The organism is Agrobacterium sp. V1 (assembly GCF_030518355.1).
Taxonomy (GTDB): Bacteria; Pseudomonadota; Alphaproteobacteria; order Rhizobiales; family Rhizobiaceae; genus Agrobacterium; species Agrobacterium cucumeris.
Map to the genome: position 1 here is coordinate 473,668 of NZ_JAULSF010000001.1, position 13,597 is coordinate 487,264.

13 protein-coding genes are annotated in these 13,597 nt (G+C 59.2%); 7 read left to right on the forward strand and 6 right to left on the reverse strand.

Annotated elements, in window-relative coordinates:
• Nucleotides 1–25: 25 nt before the first annotated feature.
• Nucleotides 26–808: a phosphoadenylyl-sulfate reductase gene (locus QSV77_RS02260; protein WP_302732390.1), complete on the reverse strand. Its 783-nt coding sequence runs from the start codon at nt 806–808 to the stop codon at nt 26–28.
• 204 nt (nt 809–1,012) lie between these two features.
• Between QSV77_RS02260 and QSV77_RS02265 the strand changes: the two genes are divergently transcribed.
• The 5 genes from QSV77_RS02265 (at nt 1,013) to QSV77_RS02285 (ending at nt 5,937) form a co-directional block, all read left to right on the forward strand.
• The gene (locus QSV77_RS02265) at nt 1,013–1,453 is read left to right on the forward strand and encodes an Rrf2 family transcriptional regulator (RefSeq protein ID WP_003494308.1); all 441 of its coding nucleotides are present in this window, start codon (nt 1,013–1,015) and stop codon (nt 1,451–1,453) included.
• 487 nt (nt 1,454–1,940) lie between these two features.
• Nucleotides 1,941–2,966 (forward strand): sulfate ABC transporter substrate-binding protein, encoded by a 1,026-nt coding sequence (locus QSV77_RS02270; protein ID WP_142839287.1) that lies wholly within the window; start codon nt 1,941–1,943, stop codon nt 2,964–2,966.
• A 196-nt stretch (nt 2,967–3,162) separates the two neighbouring features.
• Nucleotides 3,163–4,020 carry a sulfate ABC transporter permease subunit CysT gene (cysT, locus tag QSV77_RS02275; RefSeq protein ID WP_010971172.1) on the forward strand — a complete coding sequence of 286 codons (858 nt, stop codon included), beginning with the start codon at nt 3,163–3,165 and terminating at the stop codon, nt 4,018–4,020.
• Nucleotides 4,013–4,885 carry a sulfate ABC transporter permease subunit CysW gene (gene cysW, locus QSV77_RS02280; RefSeq protein ID WP_302732391.1) on the forward strand — a complete coding sequence of 291 codons (873 nt, stop codon included), beginning with the start codon at nt 4,013–4,015 and terminating at the stop codon, nt 4,883–4,885. Before cysT ends, cysW begins: the two co-directional genes overlap by 8 nt.
• Nucleotides 4,886–4,896: 11 nt before the next feature.
• Complete coding sequence (locus QSV77_RS02285) at nt 4,897–5,937, forward strand: sulfate/molybdate ABC transporter ATP-binding protein (RefSeq protein ID WP_302732392.1); 1,041 nt, start codon at nt 4,897–4,899, stop codon at nt 5,935–5,937.
• 695 nt (nt 5,938–6,632) lie between these two features.
• Here QSV77_RS02285 and QSV77_RS02290 read toward each other — a convergent pair.
• The 5 genes from QSV77_RS02290 to QSV77_RS02310 form a co-directional block, all read right to left on the reverse strand.
• A complete protein-coding gene (locus tag QSV77_RS02290; protein WP_142839291.1) occupies nt 6,633–6,998 on the reverse strand; it encodes a helix-turn-helix domain-containing protein in 366 nt (121 codons plus the stop codon).
• Nucleotides 6,995–7,276 carry a DUF6516 family protein gene (locus tag QSV77_RS02295; RefSeq protein WP_271360816.1) on the reverse strand — a complete coding sequence of 94 codons (282 nt, stop codon included), beginning with the start codon at nt 7,274–7,276 and terminating at the stop codon, nt 6,995–6,997. The genes QSV77_RS02290 and QSV77_RS02295 overlap by 4 nt, the downstream gene beginning before the upstream one ends.
• 55 nt (nt 7,277–7,331) lie before the next feature.
• Nucleotides 7,332–8,345, reverse strand: coding sequence for an NAD(P)H-quinone oxidoreductase (locus QSV77_RS02300; protein WP_302732393.1), 1,014 nt, complete (start codon nt 8,343–8,345; stop codon nt 7,332–7,334).
• 336 nt (nt 8,346–8,681) lie between these two features.
• Complete coding sequence (locus tag QSV77_RS02305; protein WP_142839294.1) at nt 8,682–10,484, reverse strand: GGDEF domain-containing protein; 1,803 nt, start codon at nt 10,482–10,484, stop codon at nt 8,682–8,684.
• Between the two features lie 181 nt (nt 10,485–10,665).
• Nucleotides 10,666–10,902, reverse strand: coding sequence for a type II toxin-antitoxin system ParD family antitoxin (locus tag QSV77_RS02310; protein ID WP_269698520.1), 237 nt, complete (start codon nt 10,900–10,902; stop codon nt 10,666–10,668).
• A 383-nt stretch (nt 10,903–11,285) separates the two neighbouring features.
• Between QSV77_RS02310 and betI the strand changes: the two genes are divergently transcribed.
• Together betI and betB are read left to right on the forward strand one after the other, a co-directional pair.
• Nucleotides 11,286–11,906 (forward strand): transcriptional regulator BetI, encoded by a 621-nt coding sequence (gene betI / locus QSV77_RS02315; protein ID WP_302732394.1) that lies wholly within the window; start codon nt 11,286–11,288, stop codon nt 11,904–11,906.
• 12 nt (nt 11,907–11,918) lie between these two features.
• Nucleotides 11,919–13,400, forward strand: coding sequence for a betaine-aldehyde dehydrogenase (betB, locus tag QSV77_RS02320; RefSeq protein WP_302732395.1), 1,482 nt, complete (start codon nt 11,919–11,921; stop codon nt 13,398–13,400).
• The last annotated feature ends 197 nt before the right edge of the window (nt 13,401–13,597 follow it).

The window sequence follows — 13,597 nt, forward strand, 5'->3', positions numbered from 1 at the left end:
GAACTCCGGGAGATGTACTGAATGATTATCGTTGCGGGATGGCGGAAATGGCGGATGTCTGCTCCGCACCGGCGACGTGAAGACCGCATTCGCGCTTCTCGTCGTTTTCCCACCACCATCGTCCGGCGCGCTCAGGCTCGCCGGGCTTGATGGCGCGCGTACACGGCTCACAGCCGATGGAGGGATAACCGCGCTGATGCAACGGGTTTACGGGGATGTTTTCCTTGGCGACATGCGCCCGGATAAGGTCGATATCCCAGTCCGCCAAAGGATTGATCTTGATGAGATTGCGATCTGCATCAAATTCGGCGAACGGCGTCGTGGCGCGATTGCCGGACTGGCCGCGACGAAGACCCGTGATCCAGAAGGCGGCGCCATCAAGCGCCTTGCCGAGCGGGATCAGCTTTCTGACATGACAGCAGGCGTGGCGGGCTTCGACGCTTTCGTAAAAACCGTTCAGGCCGTATTTTTCGGCATAGGCGTCGATATCGTCCTGCTCCGGGCGGAAGCGGCGGATTTCGATGCCGAAACGCTCTTCGGTTTCATCGATGAGATCGACGGTTTCCTTGAACAGCCGGCCGGTCTCCAGCGTCACGACATCGATCGGCAGGCGATGTATGCCGATGGCAGCCGTGATGACCTGATCCTCGATGCCGAGGCTGGTGGTGAAGACGGCGCGCCCGCCAAGACCGGCGATAAACGAAAGCCGACCCGCAAGATCGAGCCCGGCAAGCGTGACATCGAGGGAGGCGGTATCGGCTAAGGCATTTGCTGAATTGATCGTCATTGTCACGTCCGGGATTTCCATGGCCGATTATTGTGGAAATTCGGCCCTGCGAACAGAAATGACAGTCTTTGTGCGCTGCACTTCAGAGCAAAAATGCCTCACGTGTGCAGGGTATGAGCAAAAGATACCCGTTCACCTTCTTCGCAGCTTGGATTTGAATTGTGACAACTTCTACGCTAAGCCGGAATTGCCGGGTTTCCGGGCTTGTGGTCTACTGGTTTTACAATGATTTCGCAGAAGGCAAAATATGCGCTGAGGGCGCTCCTTTCGCTGGCTAAGGCCGACGGCGCCTGTCCTGTGCAGATTTCCGACATTGCCCGTGAACAGGCCATCCCGAAAAAGTTTCTGGAACAGATCCTTCTCGAAATGAAGAAGGAACGTCTCGTCGAAAGCCGGCGTGGCAAACAGGGCGGTTATCTTCTGGCGCGCCCGGCCGCAGACATCACCTTCGGCGAGGTGCTGCGCCTCATCGACGGGCCGCTTGCCCCCTTGCCTTGCCTGTCGCAGACCGCCTATCGCCGCTGCGAGGATTGCGATGGCGAAAAGCAGTGCGAAATCCGCCACGTCTTTGCCCGCGTGGCCGACGCGACGCGCAACATCCTTTTCAACACCACCATCGCCGATGCGGTGGCGGGGGTGGACGTGCCCGAGCTTTTGACGGCCTAGCACCACACCATCCGCGACCTCCACCCACGAACTCCACCGTCATCCTCTGGCTTGACCCGAGGATCCATGGTCAGGCTGGGTTGTGGATCCTCGGGTCAAGCCCGAGGATGACCGGGGGAGAGGGATACCAGCCTGTCGGCACATGGTCCTGCAACTTGTGACACGAGTTTCGCAGTGGTGGATGCTCAAACAACGAAACAGGCGGCAGAGCCCTTAGCTGTCGCCCTCCTGCGTCCCCCAAACGAAAAAATCGTCTAAAACCCCATAATATTTTTCGCCATCGCGGCAAAAAATCGGCAAAAATGTGAAACGGTTTTGCATTCAGCAAAGTTTTACACGACGCTTGTTGCGCCTTTCGCTTATGCTGCGCTGTATTTGTTGCCCGGGAAAACGCTCTCGGGAAACACTTTTTCGATCGTATTCGGCCTCATTGACCAACTCTACTCAACCGGTAGAGTTAAGCCATCGCAATCAGGAGGGAATACCGATGTCCAAGCTTCTGTCCGGTTTGAGCGTTGTCGCGCTTGGCCTTTCACTGGCACTTGGCGGCGCTGGCTCGGCCGCCGCGCAGACCAAGCTGCTCAACGTGTCCTACGATCCGACCCGTGAGCTCTACAAGGATTTCAACGAGGCCTTCGCCAAGAAGTGGAAGGCCGATACCGGTGAGGATGTCACCATCCAGCAGTCGCATGGCGGCTCCGGCAAGCAGGCGCGCTCGGTCATCGACGGTCTGGAGGCGGATGTGGTGACGCTGGCGCTGCAGAGCGACATCGACGCCATTGTCCAAAATTCCGGCAAGATCAACAAGGACTGGCGCACCCGCCTGCCGCATAATTCCTCGCCTTACACCTCGACCATCGTTTTCCTGGTGCGCAAGGGTAACCCCAAGGGCATCCATAATTGGGGTGATCTGGTGAAGGGCGATATCCAGATCGTCACGCCGAACCCCAAGACTTCGGGCGGCGCACGCTGGAATTATCTTGCTGCCTGGGCCTGGGCCAATGAAGAATTCAAGGGCGATCAGGAGAAGATCAAGGCCTATGTCGGCGATCTCTACAAGCGCGCTCCGGTTCTCGATACCGGCGCCCGCGGCTCCACGGTAACCTTTGCGCAGCGCCAGATCGGCGACGTGCTGCTGGCCTGGGAAAACGAGGCCTATCTCGCCGGTCAGGAATTCGGCGCTGATGCCTTCGATATCGTCGTGCCGCCGATCTCGATCCTTGCCGAACCGCCGGTTGCCGTGGTTGACGCCAATGTCGACGCCAAGGGCACCCGCAAGGCGGCGGAAGCCTATCTGCAATATCTCTATTCCGACGAAGGACAGAATATTGCGGCCAAGCACTTCTACCGTCCGTCCAACCCCGCCGTGGTCTCCAAGGACCTGCTGAAGCAGCTGCCTGACATCAAGCTCGTCACCATCGATGATCCGATCTTCGGTGGTTGGGCCAAGGCGCAGCCGGAACATTTCGGCGATGGCGGCATCTTCGACCAGATTTACAAGCCCGCAAAGTAAGCGGATGATGGGGTGAAACGCGATCACCCGTCCGCAGGGACAAGACAATAAGAGCCTGATCGACCGGACGCCGTGCCGGTCGATACTTTATAATAAACGCCGGGGAACGCCGGCTCCCAGAGGGCATTTCCAGGAAAAGTGGACCCCGGTTTCCTCTCCTGGAAATGTACAAAAACAAAGATTATCCGGAGCCTTGATGAGCAATAATACATCCGGAAACAGGTGGAAATGGCGGCAGTCGAGCGTCATACCCGGCTTCGGTCTGACGTTTGGTTACACCGTCACCTATCTGTTTCTCATCATTCTTATTCCGCTCGGCGGCCTTGTCTGGTCCACGGCGAAACTTGGTTTTGCAGATTTTATCGCGATTGCCACCGATAGCCGCACGCTGAATGCGCTGCGCGTCAGCTTCGGCACCGCCTTCATCGCCGCGCTGGTCAACGCTGTTTTCGGCGTCATCGTCGCCTGGGTGCTGACACGGTATCGTTTCCCCGGTCGCCGCTTCGTGGATGCCATCGTCGATCTGCCCTTTGCCCTTCCGACGGCGGTGGCCGGTATTGCGCTCACCACGCTTTATGCCAATCGCGGCTGGGTCGGCTCGCTGTTCGAACCCTTCGGTATCAAGATCGCGTTCACGCCGACCGGCATCGTCATCGCGCTGATCTTCATCGGCCTGCCCTTTGTGGTGCGCACGGTGCAGCCGGTCATGGAAGAGATCGACCGGCAGGTGGAGGAGGTGGCGGCAACGCTCGGCGCCAACCGTTTCCAGACCATCACCCGCGTTCTGCTGCCAAGCCTCACGCCCGCCATCCTCACCGGTTTTGCGCTCGCCTTCGCGCGCGGCGTCGGCGAATATGGCTCGGTCATCTTCATCGCCGGCAATATTCCTTACGTCTCGGAAATCGCCCCGCTCCTCATCGTCATCAGGCTGGAGGAGTTCAACTATGCGGCCGCGACCGGCATCGCCACCATCATGCTGATCATCTCGTTTGCCATGCTGTTCCTCATCAATCTCATTCAGGCCTGGAGCCGCAAGAGGTACGGTTATGTCTGAGACCGCTTCCCGCACCTCGCCCCGGCCGTTCCGTGATCCCGCCAGCGAAAGCCTTCCGGCCCGGCTGGCGCTGATGGCCGTGGCCTTCCTGTTCCTTGCGGCCTTCCTCGTGCTGCCGCTTGTCTCGGTGTTCTTCGAAGCCTTCCGCAAAGGTGGGGACGCCTTCTGGGAAGCCATCGTCGAGCCTGATGCGCTGTCGGCCATTCGCCTCACACTGCTTGTCGCCGCCATTTCGGTGCCGCTCAACGTGGTCTTCGGGGTTGCCGCCGCCTGGGCGATCGCCAAGTTCGAATTCAAGGGCAAGGCGTTCCTGATCACGCTGATCGACCTGCCATTTTCGATCTCTCCGGTTATTTCAGGTCTGGTCTATGTCATCCTGTTTTCCGCCCACAGCGTGCTTGGCCCATGGCTCAAGAGTTACGGCATCGAAATCCTGTTTGCGGTGCCGGGCATCGTGCTCGCCACCATCTTCGTCACCTTTCCCTTCGTCGCGCGTGAGTTGATCCCGCTGATGCAGGATCAGGGCAACGGCGATGAGGAGGCGGCGATTTCGCTTGGCGCTTCCGGCTGGCAGACCTTCTGGTATGTCACGCTGCCGAATATCAAATGGGGCCTGCTTTACGGCGTGCTGCTCTGCAACGCCCGCGCCATGGGCGAGTTCGGCGCCGTTTCCGTCGTGTCAGGCCATATTCGCGGTGAGACCAACACCATGCCGCTGCACGTGGAGATACTCTATAATGAGTACAATATCGGCGCGGCCTTCGCTGTGGCGACGCTGCTTGCCGGTCTGGCACTGGTGACGCTCGTTCTCAAAACCATTCTCGAAATACGCTTTGGCGCGGGCAACGCAGCCGGCAAGCATTGAAAGGCATCTTCATGGAAGTGAAAGTTTCCGGCATCACCAAGCAGTTCGATCGGTTTCCGGCGCTGAACGACGTGTCGCTCGACATTCGTTCCGGTGAGCTGATCGCGCTGCTCGGTCCTTCCGGTTCCGGCAAGACGACGTTGCTGCGTCTGATCGCCGGCCTCGAACAGCCGACGCAGGGTCAAATCTTCTTCGGTGATGAGGATGCGTCGCACCGCACGGTGCAGGAGCGCAATGTCGGTTTCGTGTTCCAGCACTATGCGCTGTTCCGCCATATGACGGTGGCCGACAATATCGCCTTCGGCCTCAAGGTGCGCCCCTCCGCCAACCGCCCGCCGAAAGCCGAGATCCGCAAACGCGTATCCGAACTTCTCGACATGGTGCATCTCTCCGGTCTTGAAAAGCGCTATCCAACCCAGCTTTCCGGCGGCCAACGCCAGCGCGTGGCGCTCGCCCGCGCTGTCGCCATCGAGCCGAAGGTCCTGCTTCTCGATGAACCCTTCGGCGCGCTCGATGCCAAGGTGCGCAAGGAGCTGCGCCGCTGGCTGCGCGAATTCCACGATCGCACCGGCCACACCACCGTTTTCGTCACCCACGATCAGGAAGAAGCACTGGAACTGGCCGACCGCGTCGTCGTCATGAGCCAGGGTAAGATCGAACAGGTCGGCACGGCCGATGATGTCTATGATACACCCAACTCCCCCTTCGTCTTCTCCTTCATCGGCGAATCCTCCAGCCTGCCGGTGACGATCCGCGATGGCCATGTGCTGTTCCAGGGCGAAAGCATCGGCATCGATGAGAGCGGCACGGGCGAGGGCGAGCTGTTCTTCCGGCCGGAAGATGTGGTGTTGACGGATGAGAAGGACGCGCTTTACGGCAAGGTCACCACCTGTCGCCGCCTTGCCGGCACCCGTATCGCCGAAATCGACATCGCCAATAACGGCCACGAGCCCTATCACCTCGAAATCGAGGTGCCGCTCAACGCCGCCGTTGCCGTTGGCGCGGAACTGCGCTTCCGTCCGACGCGGTGGAAGGTTTTTGGGAAGAAGTAGGCAGAAGCGGCTCGATTGGCGGCGTTGGTTCTGCAGTCGCCCTCAGTTCCCCGTCATACCGGCCTCGAGCCGGTATCCAGCCAGCCCAAGTCCTTGGGCTGAAAGGGATCTCCCCGCCGCGCAGATGCGCGCCAGCTGGATGCCGGGTCATCTTCGGGCTTGGTCCGGGGACCGGCATGACGGGAAAGATGTAACCAGCAACACAAGACGCCGAATTTATAGCGCCAAATTACCCACACCCTCATTCCTGTGCTTGTCACAGGAATCCAGCCGACGCGCGTCTGCGCGACGAAAAAGACTCCTCCAGCCCAAAGACTTGGTCTGGCTGGATCTCTGTGACAAGCACAGAGATGAGGGAGGGGATGCACACAGATAGGGGGGAGAAGCTACACGGAGGTGAGCCAGGCACACGTACCGGCCCCACAAATGCAGAAACGGAAAAGGGCCGCCTAAGCGACCCTTCCATGAGTTTGGTCCTGTTTACAGACCCGGGACTGTTTCTCAACGTTCCGAAGGCAGAAGAGGTTTACAACGAGGGTTGCCCCGTCGAAAACACACCCTTTCCATTGCCTGCACCAGAGACCGAAATCTCACTAGACATTGGATCACCTCCTTCCGATACGTTGAACATAACTAGAAGGTAGTACGATTCGTGAGTAATGCAAGAGGTGTTGCTTTAATCTGCCGCCGGACAGTTATGCCGCATCTGCAGCCTTCACGTCGAATTCGAAGTGGATGCTGTCATAGGGAAACTCCACGCCGGTCTCGTTCCGGTCGATAATGCCGGCATGGAGGAGCGACGTCACATCGCGATGAACGGCCTGCACGTCCCGCCCGACCCGACGGGCAACCTCCCGGATGGAAAGCGGTCCCTGTCCGGCGAGAGCCTTAACGATGGCAAGGCGCAATGGCGCGAGAATGCGGTGCAAATCCTCGTAACTGGAAAATTCGACTGATGGTTTCGCCTCCATCGGCTTTCCAGACATCGCCAGATTTCCGGCGGTAACAAAGCGGCTCTTTATGTCCTTGATCGTGCTGAGACGGACAGTAAGCGCTGTCATGACAAGATCCTTTCCATATCCGCTTCAAAAGCGTCGAACAGGGCTTCAAGCGAGGTGAATGTGATTACGTCTTCACGTCCATCCATATGACGATGATCGCCTTTGCCGCGTTCATTGTCATAACGCAAAACACATTTCCCTTTGATCACCAGCGCGAGCCGATATTTGAACGGATGGAGACTTCCGGGAACAGGCTCAGGCAAATGCCACAGGACAACCTCAAAGAAGGCCGTTTCATCGATCACTTTACGCGTCTTTTGGAGCAAAACAGCCTTCATGTTGTTATTCATGACAACATGAAGGCTTGTTGTCAATGAAAACAACACATGTGGTTCAAGACACTCGCATCACGATCTTGCCCATATGATTGCTGCTTTCCATCAGCCGGTGCGCTTCCACGACCTCATCCAGCGCAAAGACCCGGTTGATGACCGGCGCGACCTTGCCGCTTTCGACGAGCGGCCAGACAAGTTCGGTGAGGTCGTCGCGGATCGCGCGTTTTTCGTCGGCGGTGCGTGGCCGCATGGTGGAGCCGGTGACGGTGAGGCGTTTGACCATGATGGGGCGCAAATCGACTTTCTCGGCCGTCGTGCCACCCAGAAAGGCGATGATGGAGAGGCAGCCGTCCCTGGCGAGTGCGGCGATGTTCTTTTCGAAATAGGCCGCACCGATCATGTCGAGAACCACATCCACACCCTTGCCGCCGGTCTCGGCCTTGATGACGGCGGCGAAATCCTCTTCGCGGTAATTGATCGCCCGTCTGGCGCCAAGCTTGACGCAGGCGTCGCATTTTTCCGCGGATCCGGCCGTCGCATAGACCTCAGCACCAAAGGCTTTGGCAAGCTGGATGGCCGTTGTGCCGATGCCGCTGGTGCCGCCGTGGATCAGCACGCTTTCGCCTTCGGTGAGGCCCGCCATCTGGAAGAGATTGGCCCAGACCGTAAAGAATGTTTCCGGCAGTGCCGCGGCTTTGATGGCATCGTATCCCTTGGGAAAGGGCAGGGCCTGCCCGGCCGGCACGGTGCAATATTCCGCATAGCCGCCGCCATTGGCGAGCGCGCAGATTTTATCGCCCGGCTTGAATTCGGTCACACCTTCGCCGAGCGCAACCACTTCTCCGGCAATTTCCAGGCCAAGGATCGGGCTTGCATCTTTGGGCGGCGGATAGATGCCCTGTCTCTGCGCGACATCGGGGCGGTTGACGCCCGCCGCCTCGACCTTGACCAGAATTTCGCCTTTGGCCGGTTTCGGCAAAGCCATCTGCGAAAGCCGCATAACCTCCGGGCCGCCATGGGAGGGAAGGTCGATGAAGCGCATTGTTTCGGGCAGGGTCGTGGGATCGGACATGGGCGAGGGCAACTCCCTGAGGATTGGCGTTACCGTAAAATGTAGGCCGGATGCGTTCTTTAGGGAAGGCGGCTCTTTGACGCTGGGACGTGCTGCACGTTTTCGGAGTATACGGGCTTGGAGTGTGCCGCCACCCCCCTCTGTCCTGCCGGACATCTCCCCCTCAAGGGGGGAGATCAGCAGGAAGCACTAACGTCACTTCATTCTCAAACGTTGAGATGGCCGAGGCCTTGCCGCTTGTCGATCTCCCCCCTTGAGGGGGAGATGTCCGGCAGGACAGAGGGGGGGGAGCGGCGCGCACAGAGGCGAACGCATCCCACGCCCAGTGTCTATTTCTCAATTTGTCTCGCCGAACACCCGGATAACCAGCCCGCCTTCGCTTTCCTTGGCGGCGGTTTTCACGCTGGCGATTTCGCTGCCGATACGCTCGGGATTGGCGATGATCAACCCTTTCGGCAGGGTGAGGACCCCGATCGAGCAGCGCAGCAGGGCGAAATCCCGCTCATTGCCGCGACGGTCGAGCCCGACCATGTGGCCGGCCTCGCGGTCCTCGGGCGAATAGAGTTCCGCCACGTCGTCGTGAAAATCGCTGAGCAGACGTTCGAGGATTTCCGTCAGCTCTTCCACCGTCCAGTCACGCACGCCAACGAAGAAATCGTCGCCGCCAATATGGCCGAGAAAGCAGTCGCCGGCGAAAAAGTAGCGGCGCATCAGTGCTGAAAACAGGGTGATGGCGTGATCGCCGGCGTTGAAGCCGTATTTATCGTTGAAGGGTTTGAAATTGTCGAAGTCGCAATAGCAGAAGAACCGCGTCTCGTCGCCGTCGCCGCAGCTGTCGGCAATGAAGCCACCAATGGCGCGGTTGCCGGGCAGCGCGGTCAGCGGGTTCTGATCCTGCGCCATCTTCAGCTGTTTTTCATTGATGACCTTGATGAGCGAGGCCGCCGAGACGATGCCGGCATAACGCATGTTCTCGGTCAGGATGATGCAGGCGCTGCCGCCCATGCTGGCGAACATGTTCATCAACTGGTCGGCATCCGCATCAAGGCCGACGATCGGCGCGGGATCGACGAAATGGGAAATCGTGCGCTCATAGATCTTGTTCTTGAGCAGGTCACGGCCGAAAGGCCGGTAGATATATTCCTTCAGGTGATATTCGTTGATGACGCCGCGCGGTTCGCCATTGGCGTTGAGAACCGGGAAAAATGCCTGCTGCGGGTTTCTCCGAAACAGCTCGAAGACATTGTCGACGCTGTCATGCTCATAGACGGTGGGAAGACGCTCGATTTCCCGGCGGATCAATATTTCGTCCAGCGACTGGCTGCTGCGCCGCGCCACACCCATGCGGTTGAGGTGCGGAAAGCTCTCCGGCAACTCACTGGTGAAGACCGTCGGCCTGGCGATCAGCCAGCCCTGCACCAGATCGACGCCGAATTCGCGGCAGGTCAGGAACTCTGCTTCCGTTTCTATGCCTTCGGCAATCACCCGCACACCGAGAACATGGGCGATGTTGACGATGTTGCGCACGAGGTGCTGCTTGCGCGGAAGATGATCGACGCCACTGATGAAGTGCCGGTCGATCTTCAGGTAGTCCAGCGGATAGTCGCATAAAAGCTTCATCTCGCCGTGACCGGCGCCGAAATCATCGATCGCCAGCTTGAAGCCTTCCTTGCGCATGCGGGCAATCAGCGCCGTAAATTCCGGCACGCTGGTATTGTCGAAACGTTCGGAGAGCTCAAAACAGATGGAGGAGGCCGGAATGCCTGCCCGCGCCAGATGGCCGACCAGCTTGTCGAGAATGGCATCGCCATGCGGGATCAGCCGCACATCGAGATTGAGGAACAGCGTGGTGGAGGAAAAGTCGGGCAGGGTGGAGAACTTTGCCAGCGCCCGGCTTGCCAGCATCTGCTCGAAAGCCTTCAGTTCGCCATCGGCAGCAGCCTGGTCGAGTAGCGCCAGCGGATTGGAAAAGCCAAGCCGGTCATGGCCGCGCATCAGCGATTCATAACCGAAGATCGTGCCCGTCGTCGCCTCGACAATCGGCTGAAACGCGGTTTCGAGCACAAGCTTTGCCATGGGAAACATATGCCCGGAGGCAAATCGCCTTATGACATCATTCTCCATCGTGACGGCCTGCATTTCGTTCTCCGCAATTGGCCGGCCCCCGGTTATTGCATGGCGTGAAAATCCGCCACACGGGGCCGTTTCTTTTACGGCGAACAATTGCAGATGACAGGTCAACAAAAGCTTTCACGACTGTGAAGCTTTGATGAACGTTTTGTCACGACCCCCTCAATATAAGGGGTTGCCGGGCAAGGCCTCAGGCCCGGCGTGCATGCCCGGTATGAGCGGCGTAAAGTTCCGCAACATTCATGCGTTCCCGGTCCGCTTCAACCGGGGCGGAAGGCCTTGTTTCGTTATTGTGTTGGGCAGAGGCCGCCCATAGCCGCAGCGCGGCCCTGACGACCTCGCTGCCGGATGCGTAAGCGCCGCAATTCACGGCTTCACGCATTCTTGCTGCCTGTTCCGGGGAAATCGATACTGTTACCATTGGCATGATATCACTCCCTTCTTTAAACGCTGCGATCGAGCCCTTGATGTCCAATTTGCGGACCGGGTACCGTCGTGGTCTATGGCGGGCGTTTTTATCGTTTTTCGTCTGGCGCCGCTTCCAGCGAAATTTGTATCACTTCCCATATTAGCACGAAACGCGTTTCATTCCCAATTCGCAGTATATCACGGTTTAGTTTTTCCCCTGTGAGGAGGGAAAGCGAGCCGCGCCGCAGCGCAAGGTTCATCAGGTTGCTCGGTATTTATGAGATTATCGGAACAAGGCGGCGGAAAATATGATCCATCGCAAATCCGCGACATAAAATGGCGCATTTTTTATTGATTGATCGATCAATCAAGAATAATTTGCCATCCGTCAAGGAGACGACTATGCCCAAGATCGGAATGGAGCCTCTGCGCCGCAAGGCGCTTGTGGATGCGGCATTGCGCACCATCGGCCACCATGGTTCGCTGAATGTGACGATGTCTGACATTGCCCGGGAAGCGGGCGTGTCGGCGGCCCTTGCGCATCATTATTTCGGCAGCAAGCAGCTTCTTCTTCTGGAAACCATCCGCAGCCTGCTGCGCGACCTCAGGCGCGATGCCGTGGCGGCCCTGACCCGCGCTTCCGGCCCGCGCGAGAGGCTGAGCGCCATCGTCCACGTCTCCTTCCAGAGCGACCAGTTCACGCCGGAAACGGTGGCGGCATGGCTTGCCTTTTATGTCGAGGCACAGCGTTCGGAGGAAACCCGGCGGCTGCTGGTGATTTATTCCCGCCGCCTGCGCTCCAACCTCATGGCAAGCCTCTCCCGGCTTTGCCCGCCCGATGACGCGGCGCGGATCGCCGAGGGGGCAGCGGCCCTGATCGACGGGCTTTATATCAGGCACAGCCTGCGTTCGGCCCCGCTTGGCATCGCCTCCGCGCCAGCGCTTGTCGAGGATTATTTCGACATGCAGCTCAAACCCTATCCAGATGGACAGCGCCCCAAGCCGTCCATCCGCGTTCTTTAAGGAGACTTCGACATGACCATCGCGACGCCGCTCAAGGCGCAGCCCAAAGCCTCGCATTTCATCGACGGCGCCTATGTCGAAGACACTGCCGGCACAGTGATCGAGAGCATCTTTCCGGCCACCGGCGAGGTTATCGCAAGGCTGCATGCGGCAACCCCGGCGATTGTCGAGCGCGCCATTGCGTCCGCCAAACGCGCCCAGAAGGAATGGGCGGCAATGAGCCCCATGGCCCGTGGCCGTATCCTCAAGCGTGCCGCCGATATCATGCGTGAACGCAACGATGCGCTTTCGACGCTGGAGACACTCGATACCGGCAAGCCGATCCAGGAAACCATTGTCGCCGACCCGACGTCCGGCGCGGATGCCTTCGAATTTTTCGGCGGCATCGCGCCTTCCGCGCTGAACGGCGATTACATCCCGCTCGGCGGCGATTTCGCCTATACCAAGCGCGTGCCGCTCGGCGTCTGCGTCGGCATCGGCGCATGGAACTATCCGCAGCAGATCGCCTGCTGGAAGGCGGCGCCCGCGCTGGTCGCCGGCAACGCCATGGTCTTCAAGCCTTCGGAAAACACCCCGCTCGGCGCATTGAAGATCGCCGAAATCCTGATCGAGGCCGGTCTGCCCAAGGGCCTGTTCAACGTCATTCAGGGCGATCGTGATACCGGTCCGCTATTGGTCAATCACCCCGATGTCGCCAAGGTCTCGCTCACCGGCTCGGTGCCGACCGGCCGCAAGGTGGCCGCCGCCGCCGCCGGGCACCTCAAGCACGTGACCATGGAACTCGGCGGCAAGTCACCGCTGATCGTCTTTGACGACGCCGATATCGAAAGCGCTGTCGGCGGGGCCATGCTCGGCAATTTTTATTCCTCCGGCCAGGTCTGCTCCAACGGCACGCGCGTCTTCGTGCAGAAAAAGGCCAAGGACCGTTTCCTCGAAAATCTGAAGCGCCGCACCGAGGCAATGATCCTCGGTGATCCGCTCGATTATGCCACCCATCTCGGCCCGCTGGTTTCCAAGGCCCAGCAGGAGAAGGTTCTCGCCTATATCGAAAAGGGCAAGGCGGAAGGCGCGACGCTGGTGACCGGCGGCGGCATTCCCAACAATGTCTCGGGCGAGGGTGCCTATGTGCAGCCGACCGTTTTTGCCGACGTGACCGACAACATGACCATCGCCCGCGAGGAAATCTTCGGGCCGGTCATGTGTGTGCTGGATTTCGATAACGAGGATGAGGTTCTCACCCGGGCCAACGCCACCGAATTCGGGCTGGCCGGCGGCGTCTTCACCGCCGATCTCGCCCGCGCCCATCGCGTGGTCGATGCGCTCGAGGCGGGCACGCTTTGGATCAACACCTATAATCTTTGCCCGGTGGAAATCCCCTTCGGCGGCTCGAAACAATCCGGCTTCGGGCGGGAGAATTCAGCGGCTGCACTCGAGCATTATAGCGAGTTGAAGACGGTTTATGTGAGCACGGGGAAGGTGGACGCGCCTTATTGACGGTTGGCGGGTGGGGCTTACCCCCTCTGCCCTTCCGGGCATCTCCTCCACAAGGGGGGAGATCGATCTGCGGCGAGGTCCCGCCCATCTCCACGTTTGAGATTGAAGTGACAAACGCGCGTCTTGCCGATCTCCCTCCTTGTGGAGGAGATGCCCGGCAGGGCAGAGGGGGGTAAGCCCCACCCAAAACCGGAACC

What these genes read in the sequence shown, in the direction of transcription:
- QSV77_RS02300 (WP_302732393.1), bottom strand. Translation starts at nt 8,345, where the DNA reads ATGTCCGATCCCACGACCCTGCCCGAAACAATGCGCTTCATCGACCTT.
- QSV77_RS02295 (WP_271360816.1), bottom strand. Translation starts at nt 7,276, where the DNA reads ATGAAGGCTGTTTTGCTCCAAAAGACGCGTAAAGTGATCGATGAAACG.
- QSV77_RS02290 (WP_142839291.1), bottom strand. Translation starts at nt 6,998, where the DNA reads ATGACAGCGCTTACTGTCCGTCTCAGCACGATCAAGGACATAAAGAGC.
- betI (WP_302732394.1), top strand. Translation starts at nt 11,286, where the DNA reads ATGCCCAAGATCGGAATGGAGCCTCTGCGCCGCAAGGCGCTTGTGGAT.
- QSV77_RS02265 (WP_003494308.1), top strand. Translation starts at nt 1,013, where the DNA reads ATGATTTCGCAGAAGGCAAAATATGCGCTGAGGGCGCTCCTTTCGCTG.
- QSV77_RS02260 (WP_302732390.1), bottom strand. Translation starts at nt 808, where the DNA reads ATGGAAATCCCGGACGTGACAATGACGATCAATTCAGCAAATGCCTTA.
- cysT (WP_010971172.1), top strand. Translation starts at nt 3,163, where the DNA reads ATGAGCAATAATACATCCGGAAACAGGTGGAAATGGCGGCAGTCGAGC.
- QSV77_RS02285 (WP_302732392.1), top strand. Translation starts at nt 4,897, where the DNA reads ATGGAAGTGAAAGTTTCCGGCATCACCAAGCAGTTCGATCGGTTTCCG.
- betB (WP_302732395.1), top strand. Translation starts at nt 11,919, where the DNA reads ATGACCATCGCGACGCCGCTCAAGGCGCAGCCCAAAGCCTCGCATTTC.
- QSV77_RS02310 (WP_269698520.1), bottom strand. Translation starts at nt 10,902, where the DNA reads ATGCCAATGGTAACAGTATCGATTTCCCCGGAACAGGCAGCAAGAATG.
- QSV77_RS02305 (WP_142839294.1), bottom strand. Translation starts at nt 10,484, where the DNA reads ATGCAGGCCGTCACGATGGAGAATGATGTCATAAGGCGATTTGCCTCC.
- cysW (WP_302732391.1), top strand. Translation starts at nt 4,013, where the DNA reads ATGTCTGAGACCGCTTCCCGCACCTCGCCCCGGCCGTTCCGTGATCCC.
- QSV77_RS02270 (WP_142839287.1), top strand. Translation starts at nt 1,941, where the DNA reads ATGTCCAAGCTTCTGTCCGGTTTGAGCGTTGTCGCGCTTGGCCTTTCA.